The 17,965-nt window shown below is 37.0% G+C and carries 13 protein-coding genes and 1 pseudogene; 11 read left to right on the top strand and 3 right to left on the bottom strand.

All coding sequences use genetic code 11. The annotated features are described in order from the left end of the window. From J416_RS12585 to J416_RS12550, 8 genes and pseudogenes are all read left to right on the top strand, one after another. Nucleotides 1-710: substrate-binding domain-containing protein (locus J416_RS12585; RefSeq protein WP_003473082.1), on the top strand; the 710-nt coding region annotated here is incomplete at its 5' end. 192 nt (nt 711-902) lie between these two features. After that, nucleotides 903-2,147 (top strand): ABC transporter substrate-binding protein, encoded by a 1,245-nt coding sequence (locus J416_RS12580; protein ID WP_003473080.1) that lies wholly within the window; start codon nt 903-905, stop codon nt 2,145-2,147. Nucleotides 2,148-2,200: 53 nt separating this feature from the next. After that, nucleotides 2,201-3,061: a carbohydrate ABC transporter permease gene (locus J416_RS12575; RefSeq protein WP_003473079.1), complete on the top strand. Its 861-nt coding sequence runs from the start codon at nt 2,201-2,203 to the stop codon at nt 3,059-3,061. 3 nt (nt 3,062-3,064) lie between these two features. After that, nucleotides 3,065-3,883, top strand: coding sequence for a carbohydrate ABC transporter permease (locus J416_RS12570; protein WP_003473078.1), 819 nt, complete (start codon nt 3,065-3,067; stop codon nt 3,881-3,883). 39 nt (nt 3,884-3,922) lie between these two features. Further along, nucleotides 3,923-5,608 carry a glycoside hydrolase family 13 protein gene (locus J416_RS12565; protein ID WP_003473076.1) on the top strand — a complete coding sequence of 562 codons (1,686 nt, stop codon included), beginning with the start codon at nt 3,923-3,925 and terminating at the stop codon, nt 5,606-5,608. Between the two features lie 129 nt (nt 5,609-5,737). Next, nucleotides 5,738-7,363, top strand: coding sequence for a glycoside hydrolase family 13 protein (locus J416_RS12560; RefSeq protein WP_003473074.1), 1,626 nt, complete (start codon nt 5,738-5,740; stop codon nt 7,361-7,363). A 246-nt stretch (nt 7,364-7,609) separates the two neighbouring features. Next, nucleotides 7,610-8,584: an Rpn family recombination-promoting nuclease/putative transposase gene (locus J416_RS12555; RefSeq protein WP_003473072.1), complete on the top strand. Its 975-nt coding sequence runs from the start codon at nt 7,610-7,612 to the stop codon at nt 8,582-8,584. A 202-nt stretch (nt 8,585-8,786) separates the two neighbouring features. Then, nucleotides 8,787-9,880, top strand: a pseudogene (locus J416_RS12550) (Rpn family recombination-promoting nuclease/putative transposase). A gap of 127 nt (nt 9,881-10,007) precedes the next feature. Here J416_RS12550 and J416_RS12545 read toward each other — a convergent pair. From J416_RS12545 to J416_RS12535, 3 genes are all read right to left on the bottom strand, one after another. After that, nucleotides 10,008-10,313, bottom strand: a complete 306-nt coding sequence (locus J416_RS12545; protein WP_003473066.1) for a YrhK family protein — start codon at nt 10,311-10,313, stop codon at nt 10,008-10,010. Between the two features lie 267 nt (nt 10,314-10,580). Next, a complete protein-coding gene (locus J416_RS12540; RefSeq protein WP_003473064.1) occupies nt 10,581-10,901 on the bottom strand; it encodes a hypothetical protein in 321 nt (106 codons plus the stop codon). 228 nt (nt 10,902-11,129) lie between these two features. Then, nucleotides 11,130-11,492: a hypothetical protein gene (locus tag J416_RS12535; protein ID WP_003473062.1), complete on the bottom strand. Its 363-nt coding sequence runs from the start codon at nt 11,490-11,492 to the stop codon at nt 11,130-11,132. A gap of 94 nt (nt 11,493-11,586) precedes the next feature. On the opposite strand from J416_RS12535, the gene J416_RS12530 reads away from it, so the two are divergent. Genes J416_RS12530 through J416_RS12520 form a run of 3 tightly spaced genes read left to right on the top strand, consistent with a single transcriptional unit; the run spans nt 11,587 to nt 17,802 of the window. After that, nucleotides 11,587-13,461 (top strand): dynamin family protein, encoded by a 1,875-nt coding sequence (locus J416_RS12530; protein ID WP_003473060.1) that lies wholly within the window; start codon nt 11,587-11,589, stop codon nt 13,459-13,461. Between the two features lie 26 nt (nt 13,462-13,487). Continuing rightward, on the top strand, nt 13,488-15,227 hold the full coding sequence (locus J416_RS12525) for a dynamin family protein (protein WP_003473057.1): 1,740 nt from the start codon (nt 13,488-13,490) through the stop codon (nt 15,225-15,227). Then, on the top strand, nt 15,202-17,802 hold the full coding sequence (locus J416_RS12520) for a dynamin family protein (protein WP_003473055.1): 2,601 nt from the start codon (nt 15,202-15,204) through the stop codon (nt 17,800-17,802). The genes J416_RS12525 and J416_RS12520 overlap by 26 nt, the downstream gene beginning before the upstream one ends. The last annotated feature ends 163 nt before the right edge of the window (nt 17,803-17,965 follow it).

The raw sequence follows: 17,965 nt of genomic DNA, 5'->3' as shown, positions 1-17,965 counted from the left end.
AAAAAACGATGCAATATTTGCAATTACTTAAAGAAAAGCAAGTTGATGGTATGATTTTTACTAGTGAGACATTGAAAGAGGAATACTACAATTTTATTAAAGAGATGGAAATACCGATGGTTCTTCTCTCATCAGAGTCATATGATTTTCCGGTTCCATTTGTTAAAGTGAACGATCAACATGCCGCTTACTCTGCAACAGAATATCTCATTAAGAAAGGCCATGAGAAGATTGGAATGATTAGTGGTAATGCGAACGATCCTGTTGCAGGACTACCAAGAATTAACGGGGTAAAGCAAGCGATGCAGGCAAATAATTTCCCTGTTCATGATCATCAAATCGTTGTTGAAACAGGCTTTGGTTTTGAAGATGGCATTAATGGATTTCATCGTCTAATCAAGCAATTTCCTGATATAACAGCCATTTTTGCAGCTAGTGATGAGATAGCGCTCGGTGTTATTTCAGCAGCCTATCAACTGAATGTAAAAGTACCCGATGACATATCGTTAATAGGCTATGACAATTTAAGCATTGCCGAAATGAGCACACCGCCATTAACTTCAGTGCATCAGCCATTATATGATATGGGTGCTAAAGCAACAGAATTAGTTTTTGAAATGATTAATCAACCAGAAAAACTTGTGGAAAGCCGTATCTTTCAACATGAAATTAAGGAAAGAGACAGTGTAAAAGACTTGTCGTCTAACTAACGACAAAAGACAGATCGGGCATAATGAAATGTTTTTACCATTTGAGTAAACGTTTACTAAAAAAGAAGTATTTTTAAAGAAAAATATAACAAAGTGAGACAATATTTGGGGTATATACTTTATTTTGAACGAATTAGAAACGTTTGCGCAAAACGTAAACGTTTACCTAAAAATAATTTTTGGAGGGTTAATATGAAACGTGTAACTAAAGGATTGCTTGTCGTTGGACTTAGCCTATTGGTATTCCTTGCCGGTTGTGGATCAGGTGATGAAGAAAGTGAAGGTGCAGACGGTTCTGTAACATTGGAGATGTTCTCTAATAAGTCTGAGAGTATCGATACGTATAAAGGAATTATTGAAGACTTCGAATCTGAAAACCCTAATATCAATATTGAATTGGAAGCTCCTCCAGAGGCTGAAACCGTACTAAAAACCAGGCTAACGAAAAATGATTTACCAGATATAATGTCTATTGGCGGAAATGCGACATACGGTGAATTAGCGAGTAGCGAAGTGTTTCATGATTTTTCAGGCTCAGATGTTTTAGATAGTGTACAGCCATCATATATCGATATGTTAAGTAGATTAGTCGGACCTGATAAAGAAGAAGTATATGGAATCCCTTACGCAACAAATGCAAATGGAGTGATTTACAACAAGCAAAAAGTGAAAGAACTGGGAATTGAAATACCTACAGACTGGGATGAGTTTATCCAAGCCCTTGAGACTGCTAAAGCGGCAGGTGAAATACCGATATACTTCACATTGCAGGATGCATGGACTGGTATGCCAATCTGGAATGGTGTTGCAGCCAATTTAGTTCCTAAAGATTTTGCACAATTAAAAAATAACGGAGAAGCAACATTTCAAGAAGAATATAATGATGTTGCTAGTAAGATGTTAGAATTACTTAATTATGGTCATTCAGATAACTTTGGGATTGGTTATGCGGACGGTAATAGAGCATTCGCTAATGGAGAAGGTGTCTTTTACATTCAAGGAAATTGGGCAATCCCTGAAATTCTAGAGATGAATCCTGATATTGAGTTAGGCACAATGGCACTTCCTTCAAATAATAATGCTGAAGAAAACGATCTTGTATCAGGCGTAGATGTAGCATTGACCATCAGTGACAGCACTGAACATAAAGAAGAAGCAATGAAATTTATCAAGTATTTAGCAAGCGAAGAAGTGGCTCAACGATATATTAATGAGCAAAAAGCCTTCTCAGGATTAACGGGAGTCTTGCAAAAAGACCCTGTATTCGATGGAATTAAGAAGTATTTTGAACAAGGAAGATTGACTAGCTTCCCTGATCATTATTATCCAGCAGGTTTAGGTACAGAAAATCTTGTGCAGGACTTCTTAATAGAAAAGAATAAGGATGCGTTTTTAGAAACTATGGATTCTGAATGGGATAAGGTATTGAATCGCTAAAAATTGCTTAGGGGGCTATAGCGCCCCCTCAAGTTATCAAAGGAGCGTTTGTGATGACAAAGAAAAATTACACCTATTTAATTATGGTCATCCCTGCCATTATCATTTTTTTCACCTTCCATACTTATCCGACTATACAAGGTATTTTCTACAGTTTTACCAATTTTAAAGGGTATGGAAGTTGGGACTTTATAGGTTTTGATAATTATTTAAATGTATTTCAAGATGGACGTGCATTAAGTGCTTACGGTTTCACTTTTCAATTCGCGATTGTATCTACCATCCTTGTTAATATTGTCAGTTTACTTATTGCAATAGGCCTAAATGCAAAAATTAAATTTCATAAGACTTTGCGAGCTATTTACTTTTTGCCATTTATTTTAAGTGTCCTCATCGTAGGATACATTTTCCGGTTCATCTTTACTCATATCCTTCCAAAGGTGGGAGACACCTTAAATATCGAATTTTTAGCTTCAAATATTCTAGGAAATCAGGAATTGGCATGGGTAGGAATTGTCTTATTAGCTGTTTGGCAATCAGCTGCCTTTAACACCCTCTTATATTTGGCGGGGTTATCGACGATTGATCAGCAATTATATGAAGCATCCGATATTGATGGTGCAGGACCATGGCAAAAGTTTTGGAAGGTTACATTTCCTTTGATTGCACCATTCTTTACGATCAATATGGTCGTTGCCATGAAGAACTTTTTAATGGCCTTTGATCAGATCATTGCTTTAACCGGTGGAGGACCTGGGCAAGCTACAGAGTCAATTTCACTTCTCATCTACCGTGGTGCATTTCAAGGCGGAGAATTTGCCTATCAATCGGCGAATGCTGTCATTTATTTCATTGTTATTGTTGTTATCTCTATATTCCAGCTACGTGTTTTAGAGAAAAGAGAGGTGAAATAGCTAATGAGAGGACATACGAATTGGAAAGCAACGATCTTATTAATTCTTGGAAGTCTATTTATTCTGTTTCCACTTTATTTAACGGTGAATATCGCTTTGAAAACTCCAGAAGAGATGGCAGGAAATCTATTAGCTCTTCCTGAATCGTGGGCCTTTTCAAATTTCATGGAAGCGATCGTTATGACCGATTTTTTTAGAGCGTTGACAAATAGTGTTATCGTAACAACTCTTACTGTTGTACTTGTTCTGTTAACGCACTCACTTGTGGCATATGCGATTGCTAGAAATATGCATAAAAAGTTTTATAAGTTTTTATATTTATATTTTATCAGTGCGATGTTTGTTCCTTTTCCGGTTATCATGCTGCCAATCGTTAAGCAAACAAGTATGTGGGGAATGGATAATTTAATTGGTTTAGCTTTACTAAACGTAGTTATGCAATTAGCTTTCAATGTTTTTGTCTATGTTGGTTTTATTAAATCGATCCCTAAAGCCTTGGAAGAAGCGGCTATTATAGATGGGGCTAGTATATGGCAGGTTTTTTGGAAAATTATATTTCCTTTAATGAAACCAATACATGCAACTGTTGCTATATTGACAGCATTATTTGCATGGAATGATTTTATGCTGCCACTTGTTATCTTAAGTGATTCGTCACAATATACATTGCCTCTTGTGCAGTATGCTTTTCAAGGACAGTTCAGTACGGATTATAATCTCGCCTTTGCATCTTACTTAATGGCAATGTTACCAATGATTATCATTTATATACTTGCTCAAAAGTGGATCATAGGAGGGGTCATGAGAGGTTCATTAAAGTAAGCATTTCAGTATTAAAGATAAACGACGGGGGAATTATGAATGAATCAAAAAAATTGGTGGAAAGAAAGTGTTGTATATCAAATTTATCCTAGAAGTTTTAATGATACAAATGGAGATGGTATTGGTGATATTAATGGAATAACGGAAAAATTAGACTATTTGAAAGAGCTCGGTATTGATGTCATTTGGTTATCTCCTGTTTATCAATCTCCCAATGATGATAATGGTTATGATATATCAGATTACTGCAGTATCATGGACGAATTTGGAAGCATGGAAGATTGGGACAACCTATTAGATGAAGTCCACAATCGAGGCATGAAGTTAATTATGGATTTGGTTGTCAATCATACATCTGATGAGCATGAATGGTTTGTTCAATCAAGAAGTTCAACAGACAACCCGTACCGCGATTATTATATATGGAGAAAAGGAAAAGATGGACAGGAACCAAATAATTGGGAATCTGCATTTAGTGGGTCGGCTTGGCAATATGATGAACTGACTGGTGAGTATTATCTGCATTTATTTAGCAAAAAGCAACCAGATCTAAATTGGGAAAATCCAAAACTTCGCCAAGACATCTATCGTATGATGAAATGGTGGCTGAATAAAGGCGTTGATGGATTTCGTATGGATGTCATTAATTTCATTTCGAAGAACCCTGATTTGCCAGATGCACCAAACCCAGATAATAAAAAATATGTAGGTGGCGGGCAATATTATATGAACGGACCGAGAATCCATGAATTTCTCCATGAAATGAATCGTGAAGTGTTATCTCATTACGATGTTATGACCGTCGGTGAGATGCCTGGTGTCGATGTGGAAGAAGCGAAGAAGTATACGGATCCTAGTCGAGAGGAATTACAAATGGTTTTTCAGTTTGAACACATGGATCTAGACTCAGGTCCAAATGGTAAGTGGGATTTGAAGGAGTTAGACTTAAGGGATCTTAAACAAAGTATTACGAAATGGCAAAATGGTTTGCACGGTACTGGCTGGAATAGTTTATATTTAAATAATCATGATCAACCGAGAATTGTTTCTCGCTTTGGAGATGATGAAAAGTACCGTGTAACATCCGCAAAAATGCTAGCAACATTTTTACACATGTTACAGGGAACACCGTATATTTACCAAGGTGAAGAAATAGGTATGACAAATGTGAAATTTGAATCGATTAATGATTATCAGGATATTGAGATATTGAATATGTATCAAGAACAAGTCATTGATGGGAATGAAAATCATGCGGAAATCATGCAAGCAATATATGCTAAAGGAAGAGATAACGCGAGAACACCTTTTCAATGGGATGATTCTGAAAACGCTGGTTTTACAGATGCAGAGCCATGGATGAAGGTAAACCAGAATTTTAAAGAGATTAATGCGAAGCAAGCTGTCGAAGACGAAAATTCCGTATATCATTACTATCGAAAATTAATTCAATTACGTAAAAATCATCCAATTATTGTGTATGGGAACTATCAGCTTATTCTTCCTAATGACCAAAAAATATTTGCTTATCTGCGAAATTATCAGTCAGAAAAATTATTAGTTGTTACTAATTTTTCAGATGACCATGTGAACTTTGATTTACCAGAAGATATTGCGTTTACCGCAAATGAATTATTAATTAGTAATTATGAGATACAGAACGAGACGGATGACCAATCATTTACTCTAAGTCCATATGAAGCAAGAGTTTATAAAGGCGTCTAGTATAAGAATTCATAGATAGCACTTTTATAAAAGCATTCTCATTTTGTTTTGGGAATGCTCCATTTTTTAATGCTTGTAAAATAAGCGGAGAAATCAAACTGTAATCCTAGAGAGGAAGGAGTGATCCACTTGCAACAGGATTGGTGGAAAGAAGCTGTGGTATATCAAGTATACTGGAGAAGCTTTTTAGACTCAGACGGGGACGGCTATGGTGATTTAGAAGGAGTCATTAAAAAATTAGATTATATCAAATATTTGGGAATTGATGTAATATGGTTAAATCCATGCTATGAATCTCCGGATATAGATAACGGATATGATATTTCGAGTTATCAAGAGATAATGGATAAAGCTGGGACGATGGAAGTGTTTAATCGTCTACTAGAGGAAGTACATAAAAGAGATATGAAGCTAATTATGGATTTAGTGGTGAATCATACTTCTGATCAACATTACTGGTTTCAAGAATCGCGTAAGTCAACGGATAACCCGTACCGTGATTATTATATTTGGAAGCCAGGTAGGAATGGGAGAGAGCCCAACAATTGGCGTTCTTATTTCACCCCATCAACATGGGAATATGATGAAAAGACGAATGAGTATTACTTTCATTCGTTTGCAGTGGAGCAACCAGATTTAAATTGGGAGAATCCAGCTGTCAGGCGAGAAATTTACCAAATGATGCGCTATTGGTTAGACAAAGGAATAGACGGTTTTCGGATGGATGTTATCAATTTACTAGCTAAAATACCAGGTTTTCCTGATGCTGAAAAACCAGAAGATATATCATACTTGGGAAACAATCCTGGGATTCATGATTATTTGCAAGAAATGCATGAAGAAGTTTTGAAAGATTATGATATATTCACAGTTGGTGAAATTCCATTTGTTACCCCTGAAGATGGTTTGTTATATGTGGGAGAGGATCGTAAGGAATTGAACACTTTATTCCATTTTGAAGTTCTCGATGATATGAAAAGTTGGGATTTATTACAATTTAAATCCATTCAAAAAAGATGGTATGAAGGGTTATGGAAAAGAGGTTGGAATTCTCAATTTTTAAATAATCATGATCACACAAGATTGGTCACAAGATTCGGTAATGATAAAGAATATCGCCAACAATCTGCTACTTGTTTTGCCACATTAATTCATACTTTACCTGGAATACCGTACGTTTTTCAAGGTGAGGAAATCGGTATGACCGGTGTTCGATTTAACAGTATTGATGAATATAATGACATTGCAATGATCAATGAGTATAAAGAAAGAGTCGCGAATGGCGAAGACTCCAATTCTGTCTTTGAAGAGCTGGTCCCTTTTTCTAGAGATAATTCTAGAACACCTATGCAGTGGAATGACGAAAAGAATGCCGGTTTTACATCAGGGCAGCCATGGATTCAAGTGAATCCAAACTATCACGAAATAAATGTAAAAAAAGCGCTTGATGATCCGGATTCGATTTTTTATTATTATCAGAATCTGATAGAAATGCGCAAACGTCATAGCGTCATGACATACGGTGAATATCACCCCATTTTAGAAGATCATCCGACCATTTATGCCTATTATAGAGTTGATGAAAATGAGAAATGGTTTATATTATTGAATTTATCTGAGGAAGATACTTCATTCAGTTTTACTGAAAACAAGGTATTCGTAAAGCAGTTGGTCATTCATAATTATCCTGTCAAACAGGATTCTGCAAATAGCATTAGGTTAAGACCATATGAAGCAAGAGTATATACAATATAATGCATTGAGTGGTTGTCATTTCATACAAAAAATCCCTTCCTAAATATTAGGTGGGGATTTGAAGATGCTAGCGCATTCCAATTTTTAGCATGTAATGAATGCCACAGCTCTACGTGTGCAAATTTTGTGTAAAGAAAAATGTGGAATTTTTCTATAAAACACTTGCTTTTTGTGTGTGTTAATAGTATATTATTTGTAGAACATATGTTTGCGTTAAGTGTAAATGAAAAGAGAAGAGGTGAACTAATGGATGCGGCAATGCCAGTCGTTTGTGAAGATTCGAAACCGTACATTCCTCATGACCAACTTTTTAAGCAGTTGATCGATACATTTTTCGCAGAATTTATGGCCTTATTTTTCCCCGACATCTACGAACATATCGATTTCTCGCAAGTAAAGCCACTATCTAATGAGTTGTTTACCGATTTATTAGACGGTGAAAGTCGTAAGGCAGATATTGTCGTCGAAGCCAAGTTAAAAGGTGAAGAAACGATTATCATCATTCATGTTGAACCTCAAAGTTATCCGCAAGATTTTTTCCATCAACGTATGTATCAATACTTCAGCCTGTTGTATAATAGATATAGAAAACCGATCTTACCTATTGCCCTTTTTACGTACGATCACATTCGAGATGAACCCAATCAATTCACGGTTAGTTTTCCATTCTTCCATGTATTAACATTTTCCTTTTTAACAATCGAACTCAAGAAGCAAAATTGGCGCAAGTTCTTGCAGTCTAATAATCCTGTCGCTGCGGCTTTACTTAGTAAAATGGGCTATACTGAATCCGAGAAATCAGAAGTGAAGAAGGCGTTTTTGAATATGTTGTTAAGATTAAATGAACCACCCGCGAAGTTAGAGTTAGTCAATGGCTTTTTTGAAAATTATTTACCGATTCATAAGGAGGAGGAAAAGCTGATGAAAGAAACGGAAGAATTCACCCCTGAAGAACTTGCGTTCATACGGAGTTTACCGAATTCATGGCGTGATCGAGGATTAGAGGAAGGTAGAAAAGAAGGTAGAAAAGAAGGTAGAAAAGAAGGGAGAGCTGAAGCATTAGCAGACACGTGCACGCGTTTAATCACCAAATTTGTTGCACCCGTATCAAATGATGTAAGTGAACAGATTCACAAGCAACACCCGGAAACATTAGAAACCATCATAGATCATATCGATGAATTTCAAACGATTGATCAAGTGAAACGTTATTTGAAGTGAAGGGCAATGTGGCAGTCATTTTTGAGTATTTTCCAAGTGTTATAGGCAATTAAAATTGATTCCGTTCTCGTCTGTTAAGATTCGTACACTTACGAGTAGGCGTATTCTGTTTATATGAATTAGGTTGTTAATAAAAATAGAACATGGGTGGTGAAGGTCTTTGAAGGAAAGTTTGCTCCGGCGTGTTCCTTTGCATCACTTGATGGACCTGAAAATTGACTATAGCTTCAAGCAACTGTTCGGAACAGAAAAGAATAAAGAAATTACAGTTGTTTTTTTAAATGCAATTTTGGATAGAAGTGGTCGAAATACAATCAAAGATATTTCTTTTCAAAATACCGAGCAGGTGGTGAATACAAAGAGGATAAACAGTCACGACTAGATATTTTAGCGCTAACGAACAATGACGAATGGATCAATATTGAGATTCAATTTACAAATAAATATGATATGGTCAAGCGTTCTATTTATTATTGGGCAGGTGTTTACCGTGGTCCCATGAAAAGAAAGATGTCATATAAACAGCTTAATCCAGTCATTGCTATTAATATATTAAATTTTGAATTATTTTCGCGAACAGATAGTTTTCATACTTCATATCATTTATATGAAGATATAGAAAAATTCAAATTAACAGATGTTATGGAATTTCATTTTTTGGAAATCCCCAAACTAATTCGTAAATGGAAACAGAAAAAGTTAGATCCATGGAATAATGTATTGGCGAGATGGTTATTGATGTTAGGCGTTGTGGATCATCGAAATGGCAAAGTCTACGAAGACATTTATAAGGAACTGGAGGGAATTGCATTGAAGGATGACACACTAAAGAATGCTTTCCGTGGTTGGGATGTACTCAGTGCAACACAGGAAGAAGTACTAGCATATGAAGCTCGACTTAAAGAGGTTTTGGATGCAGAGGCAGCGGTTGTAGAAGCGGAATTAAGAGAAAAAGAAGCAAAAATAAAAGGACATAAAGAAGGTCGGGAAGAAGGGCACAAAGTGGGACGTGAAGAAGGTCGTGAAGAAGGTCGTGAAGAAGGTCGTGAAGAAGGCCGTGAAGAAGGTCGGAAAGAGGGTCGCAGTGAAGGCCGGAAAGAGGGTTTCAAAAAAGGAGAACAAAAGCGTATCATTAGTTCTACGGTTAACTATTTAGAAGTTTCTTATCCCGGAAACCATATGCAAATAATTGAAAATAAACTGAATGCAATTGATAACATCGAAGTATTAGAAGACATTCAAAAAAGAATTTTCAGATCAAAGTCTTGGGAAGAGGTTCTGGAAATTTTTCGTTAACATGATGCCGGTAGAGAGTCAAACTTATTAATAAAGGCGTCAAGCTGGAATCCAAGAATTCTTTCGCTGAAGCTAGAATCCACGCAATGTGAAATAAAAATTAACCATCCTGCAAGAAATACACGTTTCATTTCATCAATTGATCATATTCTGTTCCATAATGTTTTCTTGCATTAACCTCATGAATTAATCGAATCGTCGGTTTAATTAAAAATTGAAAACTGCCGATCACGAATAACGTCACACCCCAAGTTTTTAGCGATTCAAAATAAAAGAAGATACTACCAATTAAAAACCATACAGCAATCGTAAAGTCATTAAGAGTATACAAAATGTTGTAAATATCTTTATAAAATCGATTGTGTTTTGCCATTTGTGAGTCGACATATTCATTACGTTTTTGTTGATGTTGGTCATAAGCATTGACAGACAAATATTACACCACCTTTATTAATCCATAACCGATTATTAAAAACATCAAACATAAATGTTTTTTTGTTAGGCGAGAATTAGTGAACATATGCTAGAGATTATATGATTGACGCGAGAAATTACGTGCTGAGGATGGAGTTATATGACTCACGCGTTATCATATTGAAGCCAGAACCCCCATACCAAAATTCACGAGAGGTAAAATAAAAAATAACCGTCCTAAGGCGGTTACTACAATAAAATATAGTATGAATGTGGGCTGTTTGATCTATTGTGCTCTACGTTTTAATTTAAAAATCAGCTCATCATGTTCCATTAATTTGTGCTGCATATATTCCGTCTTATCTTCGAGGTCGTCTTCCATACGATCCAAGCGTTTTGTTAATTCTGCATGATTCAGATCCACTTTTTCTGATAATTGCTGAATCGAGCTCTGGTTTTGATCCACTTTTTCTGACAATTGCTGAATCGAGTTCTGGTTTTGATCGACTTTTTCTGATAATTGCTGAATCGAGCTCTGATTTTGATCCACTTTGTCGGACAATTCGTGAATGGCTTGAAGTATCATATTCATCTCACTTTTTTCCATCGTACCTCTCCTTTCCCATTTAGTTCTCGCTCACTACTTTAAGTTGTTATCCTTATTTTACTACAAAACACGAAAGCAGTCATTTGTTAACTTTTTCATTTGAATGCGAACTATTTTTCTGGCGTGACGCGCTGGATTCTGGTGTGAGCACGATAATTCTGGCGTGACGCGCTGGATTCTAGCCTCAGCACGATAATTCTGGCGTGAGCACAATAATTCTAGCGTGACTTATTCTTCACTGAGTTTCAGTGATTGAAATCTGGCTTGGTCAGCGATACTTAATGGGTCGGGATACGATGCGATACGGTCAATGTTTCCGTGTTCATCGATGTCGCCCAGTTTGCCATATGTTTCATCATAGACACTTGTCTGACCTAAAGCATCTTCTTTTATATAACCGATTGTTGAATAATCTTCAGATGTAATTTTCGTTTGATCTAACGGTCCATCTTGTAAATGGTAAGTACCATGTTCATTCTGAATCGTATGGTTATTTTTAGAAGCGATGGTGTCACCGATTCCGTTCTTAAGAGTGGATTGATCCAATTCGTTTGTCGTTACATCCCAATCGTCAAAGTTATCATAAGTCATTGTTCTCACTCCTATATTAGATCTTTTATACTACAAATATAACATAAAAAGTGATAAAATTACATTATCATGGTGAGGGGAGAGCGGTGGTATATTGCGACAATCTTTTACTGACTTAAAATATAAAACGAGTGCGATCATGGATGAGTCCATACAATTCATGAATTCCATTGGTCATACGGGATATGAACGTAGAATAAAACCGATCTACGACCAATTGAATAATGGAAAGTTTTACTTAACCATTGTAGGCGATTTTTCGAGAGGGAAATCGACATTTATTAATGCTTTCATCGGTAAGAAAGTACTACCAGCGAAAATGCGGCCAACAACGGCTTTTATTAACCGGATCTATCAGGCCGACCAAGAGGCGGTTCATTTAGATATGAATGATACAACGGAAGGTCTTTCACTGAGTTTTGACGAATTTAAGAAAATGACTGCACCTATGGCGGTTGATGAGGATAGTGACGAGGAAGAAATGGATGAATATTATGACACATTAACTCGTTTGAAAAATATTCGTCGAGCCAATATTGCCTATCCTTTAGGAGATCGACTTCGTCACGTGGAAATCTATGATACACCTGGTATGAATGATATTTATGAAGAAAGAGAAGAAATTACGAAAACCTTTATTCCACAAGCAGATGCGATTATTTTTGTCTTATCAGCGACGGGAAATTTGACCGATTCAGAGGTTCAATTTTTAAATCAAGAAATTCTCAGTCAACATATCCGTAAAGTATTCTTTGTTGTTAATTTTAAAGATCGATTAAAAGAAGATGAAGATGAACGTGTTATGCAGTCGATTCGCAAAGAATTATTGCATATTGATCAATTAACAGATGTCAACATGTATTTAGTATCTTCATTAGAAGCTCTCCGCTTAAAAGGCGAACATTTGAGGATACGAAAACCCACGTATGATACTCTTGAAGAGACGGGGTTTGCTTCATTTGAAAGGGAGCTAAATGATTTTTTTGAATATGAGCAAGGGTTGGTGAAAGTGGATAAGCCAGCTCGACATTATATGGAAGTGACTCAGTCATACATAGAAAAAGAACTTCAAAATCACCTGATTACCTTGGAAGCCGAACAAGGAGAACTCGTTCAACAAATTGAAGAGGCAGAGTCTCACTTACAACAAGTCACGCAAGACATGAAGCAAGAAGTTGAGAATTTACGGGCTCGTTTGTTGCAACAAGAGAGAGCCATTTTACGGAAAACCGACCAATTATATCAGTCATTACAATCAACACTTGAAACAAAAATCGATCGTTATCATGGCGGACCCGATGATGAAGACATCAAACGTCATTTTGAACAAGTATCTAGAGATATCAAACCGCATCAAGACCAATTCAGTTCAGAACTTTCGGCTTATATGGAGCAAATGATAAAAGATGAAGTCGAAAATACGTTACAACTACTCAAAACGAAAGAAAAACATATGGAGACGCATGCGTTATTTCAATTTGACATGAATTTAGATGTTAGCATATCTCGCAATGTAGATAAAGAAACATTTGAAGAATTATTTACAACGGGATTGGTTGCAGGAGGTGCCCTCATCGGTGCAACGATTTTTGCCACTCCGATTGTGATTCTGGCGGGTATTGGCGCGTTTATTGCCAAGCTCCCTTTGTTCGGGATGGTAGATGCGTATATTAAACGTAAGAAGTTAACAAATGCTAAAAAGGAATATTTTAAGCAATGGGATCATGCTTTTCGTGAACAAAAACATGCTGTGAAGTTGAAGTGGCAAGAAACAGTTCATTCCTCCGTTCGAAAACTTGATCAGATTGTACAGGATAATATGATGGATCTGCGAGAAACACTAGTGATTATGAAACAAGATAATAAACTCAATCAACAAAAAATCGATGAAAAGAAGCAAGCCGTACAACACGTACAACAGAAATTGAAGGAAAATGTAGAGAAGATAGAGCAGTACACCATTTCATGATTTACGAGTAAAGAAAGGGATTATGTATGCAGAATCGAATGCGACAATTGCAAGAATTTTTAGAGCAAGAAATGCCTGAACATAAAGTATTATCTGAATTAGAACATTTACAAGAGGATATGGAAAACCAAGAACAACGTATAGCCGTATTGGGAGAGTTTAAGCGAGGGAAGTCATCCATCATTAATGCATTATTACAAGAGGAATTAATGCCGGTTGATGTTCTGCCGACAACAGCAGTATTACATAAAATCAAGCATGGTCAATCTGATCTCGCTACGGTCTATACGGATGATGAGGAGATAGAATCCATCGCATCCCATCAACAATCACTTATGAATTATACATATGAATCCCAATATCAGCATGTGAACTTTATTGAACTTTATCAACCGTTAGACCATTTAGGGGATAACGTAGAGTTGATTGATACACCAGGTATTGGCGATTTAAATGATCATCGCTTTGAAGTAACATATGAACATATTCCACGAGCGGATCTGATTATTTTTGTATTCGATATGACGACACCGATTCGTAAAACCGAATTAACTTATCTACGAGATACGGTTTTACCATTAGCGATGGGTGAGATTATGTATGTGGCGAATTTCTCGGATCGAGTGGATGAAGAAGAAGTTGATGAAGTCATTGAGTATATGGAAAAGAAATTAAAGAAAATCACTGGGCATAAAGAAAAAGTGTATGCCGTTTCTTCTTTATTTGCCATGGAAGATGATGAGGATGAAGAATGGCAAGCGTTCGAACATGCGGTGAAAGAAAAGATAACGACAGGGAAAAGCGCTGAGCAAAAAGAACGAATCTGGCAGAGACGATTTTATCATAGTTTCTCTAAAGTAGATCACGAGATGGAATTGATTCGGGAGTTACAACATGCAGAGCAAGAAGAGTTACAAGCTTTGATTGAAAAATTAGAACAAATGGAAGCCGACCAAGCAAGGCATCGACAGCAATTAGATGTATATACACAAGACCGTCAGCAAGAAATTATGCAATTGACCACTTCGTCTTTAGCTCATTTTATGGAAGAGCTCGAAAATAAGGTGATCGATGAAGTTGACAGTTTTGAAGGCGAAAATATAAAAGTTTTCTTTGAAAAACAATTACCGAAGACGATGGAACATGAAGTTCGTGCTTGGATCAATATGAACGCCCCAAAGGTGGATCATCTGATGGCAAAAGTGAGATATGAAATTGGTAAGGGGTTAGCGCAATTATTTCGAAATGAATTCGATCAAACTAGGTTACAGTCTTCCGAACCATTCATGTCCATCGATCAGTGGCAAAGCTCTTTCTCTACTACACATAAGAAGACAAATAGTAGTTTGAAAGCCGGGGCTGTTGGTGGAGGAGCGGCTGCCATTGTAGGTGCCTTTGGTGCGAGTATGGTTACGTTACCGTTATTACTGGTGGGGATGCCATTTTTGAAAGACTATTTCAAAGATCACAAGTTAAAGAAATTTAAAAAAGAAGCTATCCCTCTTATACGTGAAGAAACGGAACGGATATCCCATCAATTGCATGAGCAATTTGCCATCTACATCCGCCAGCAGTTAGAAGACTTCAAACATCAAGCGATGACGGCTTATCAAGAAACGTTATTGGAAAGAAAAACGATGATCGAACAAGATCTTAAGCATAGACATGCACAAACAGATAGACGCGAAACAAATCTCCAAGCATGGGATCTATTAAAAACATCTATAGAGGTACGTGAACATGAGACTGTCTCTACTCATTCATAAAGAACTTCATACAATGATTCGATCCTGCAACACATTAGCTGACCTTCGTTATTTTATAGAGCAATCTGACGTGGATAATCAGTTTTACTTGGGTGAAATCTATTATCATCTTGGTGATAAAGAAGTTGCTAGATGGAAATGGCAATCAGTAGCAGATTCGGACTCTCGTTTGAAAGAATGGGCAAGAAAAAATATAGGTGATATTTTACAAGGTGAGCAGTCATATGAAGATGCGTTGAAGTATTACCAAAGATTATCTCAAGATGATATTCAAGAAGAGAAGTTTTTACAAATGGCTCGTTGCTATGCTGGTTTACAAGATCAAGAGCAATCCGCGAAATATTACCTAAAGGTACTTCAGCAAGACGCCTTTTATCGCCATATTTTCATAGAAAGTGTGGCTTTTTTTGATGAACATAAGATGACATTTGAAAGTTTCTTAGCGTATTTATCACGGGTGGATCAAGCTTTTGATTGGCAATTATTCCAAGAGATGCAGCACTATATGTATGATGATTTCCCCATTGATGAGGCAGCATTTATTCAATATATGGATGTATGTAAAGATCATTTGCCGGATGGTGATGCGTTTGCCTATATTCAAGCGATGTGTGAACGACTCGCGTCATATGCTCAAATCATGATCTATTTGGCATCATGGCTCGCCAATCATCCAACGATTGCGCATTTCTTTATTACACAATTAGAGCCTTGGTTGTTGAGTACTGCACAAAAAGCGTATGTACGTGAACCTGGCCTTCATAGCAATTGGCTGAAACAATGGGTGGAACAAAGTGAGGGAACGCTTCTCGGCTCTTATCTATCTCGTATCATCGAGGCAAGTGACACCACGATAGATGTTCCTGAAACGGATCGGGCACAACTTGTCTTTATGTTATGCCAAGATCTCCACCAAGACATCATTGCGTGGACAAGTGATTTCATGCTTCCAGTGGAAACAGAGACAGCCTTTTGGATGAATTACTTTATTGATGCTCAAACCACGAATGTGATGTTATCTGGCACATTTAATAATGGAAAAACGAGTTTTATTCAATCTCAATTTGGTGAGAAAATTTTACAGACGGATATTGTACCAACGACGTCTGCTGTGACCATTTTGGAAAAGAATAGTCACGTTTACTATTCAAAGGTGCAAGCAGGACATGGATTCATCGATTTGGCGTATGATGATGTGGTGACTTCAACTACTATTGAGGAGACGTATGATACGGAATTATATTATATTCAGACGCAGGCACCTGAATGGCATTTTGACAGCATTCGTTTGATTGATACGCCAGGTACCAATGATCAGGGCGAAGAAGAAAATCCAATCTTTCGTTTTTCTCAATATGCTGATCGGTTACTGTATATTTTGAGTGCAGAGCAGGCTTTTCGCAAAGATGAAAAGGACATGATTGAACAGTTGACCCAGCAACGTCCTGATATGCCGATTGATTTTATTTTAAATAAAGCTGATTTTATACTTGATGAAGATGAATTGGATGAAGTCCTAGAGGATACCGAGAAAAAAGTGCGAAAATATACGTCGCCACATTCACAAGTGATTCCTTTTTCTTCTGAGGAGAAGGACTTCTGGCAAGAGGATCTAGCAGGTTTTTTTGAAAGTATAACAGGGACTGTAGCGACAGATACGCGGTTGAGGCAATGGCTAGATCAGAGTTTTTATATGATGGATCGACTTCATGCCCAATATGCAAAAGTGGTTCAAGCGATGCAACAAAAAGTGAACCGACAACGCCGAACGCTTAACAAGTATGTTCAGTTAAAAGCGTTCATCGAAGATACACAGGAATCCGCTAAGAAAAAGGGACAGAACTTATTTCAATTAACGTTTAACGAATGGATCAATGAATTGGATCAAAAATTATCTGATGAGCTGGATGCGATTATTACAAATTTGAGTTATCAGTACGATGTGAATGAAATGGAACAAAGAGTGATTCAGCAGCTACATACGGCGAATTGGCAGCCAGAATTGTTGCCATCCTTTGTCAATACGATTGAGTTATTGAAACATCGATTGATCAAAATGTTACAGGATCATTCATCTGATGACTTGAACCTTTCACGTTTAAAGGTGTTACCAAGGTTGAATGCCACCACGCAACCGATTATAAACAAGGTACAAGAGAATGGGCGTTCATCCAGCATGCCTCGTATCGATTTACAAAGGGATGATAGTTGGACCAATCATGTCAAGAAGGTGATTGGTGGCGGCAGTTGGATGAAAAAAATGGAGCAAGATTCTTATGTTCATTGGTTACGAACGAAAGGGAAGGAAGAGATTCGCTCGCAAATTCAACAATATTACTTCCGCTTGCTTGATCAGGATGCGTTATACGTCACAATGATTCAAGGTGTGCTTGATCCAGAGATGGACAAAGTAGAGAATGACATGCAAAGCCATGCTCAATCTTTGAAGACGGTGAGCGATCAACTGAAAAGATTGGAACAAGAACAAAAACAGTTGCTTGAAGGAAAAGGGTATAAATTTTATCAAACATTAACAGCTTTACATGATATAACGAATGAAATGGGACGAAGTTAGACGCTTCGTTCCATTTTTTTGGCTTCATTAGGTTTTTCTGGCGTGACGCGTGGGATTCTGGCGTCAGCACAATAATTCTGGCGTGACTCGCTGAATTCTGGCCTCAGCACAATAATTCTGGCGTGACGCTCAACTTCGTTTTATGTTTTGTTAAATGATATAC

Origin of the sequence: Gracilibacillus halophilus YIM-C55.5, from assembly GCF_000359605.1 — a bacterium.
In the GTDB taxonomy this organism is placed as follows: domain Bacteria; phylum Bacillota; class Bacilli; order Bacillales; family Amphibacillaceae; genus Gracilibacillus; species Gracilibacillus halophilus.
This window is presented reverse-complemented; position numbering and strand designations above follow the sequence as displayed.

Excerpts from the sequence above, each read along its gene's own strand:
- J416_RS12580 (WP_003473080.1), top strand. The coding sequence starts at position 903 with ATGAAACGTGTAACTAAAGGATTGCTTGTCGTTGGACTTAGCCTATTG.
- J416_RS12575 (WP_003473079.1), top strand. The coding sequence starts at position 2,201 with ATGACAAAGAAAAATTACACCTATTTAATTATGGTCATCCCTGCCATT.
- J416_RS12570 (WP_003473078.1), top strand. The coding sequence starts at position 3,065 with ATGAGAGGACATACGAATTGGAAAGCAACGATCTTATTAATTCTTGGA.
- J416_RS12565 (WP_003473076.1), top strand. The coding sequence starts at position 3,923 with ATGAATCAAAAAAATTGGTGGAAAGAAAGTGTTGTATATCAAATTTAT.
- J416_RS12555 (WP_003473072.1), top strand. The coding sequence starts at position 7,610 with ATGGATGCGGCAATGCCAGTCGTTTGTGAAGATTCGAAACCGTACATT.
- J416_RS12540 (WP_003473064.1), bottom strand. The coding sequence starts at position 10,901 with ATGGAAAAAAGTGAGATGAATATGATACTTCAAGCCATTCACGAATTG.
- J416_RS12535 (WP_003473062.1), bottom strand. The coding sequence starts at position 11,492 with ATGACTTATGATAACTTTGACGATTGGGATGTAACGACAAACGAATTG.
- J416_RS12525 (WP_003473057.1), top strand. The coding sequence starts at position 13,488 with ATGCAGAATCGAATGCGACAATTGCAAGAATTTTTAGAGCAAGAAATG.
- J416_RS12520 (WP_003473055.1), top strand. The coding sequence starts at position 15,202 with ATGAGACTGTCTCTACTCATTCATAAAGAACTTCATACAATGATTCGA.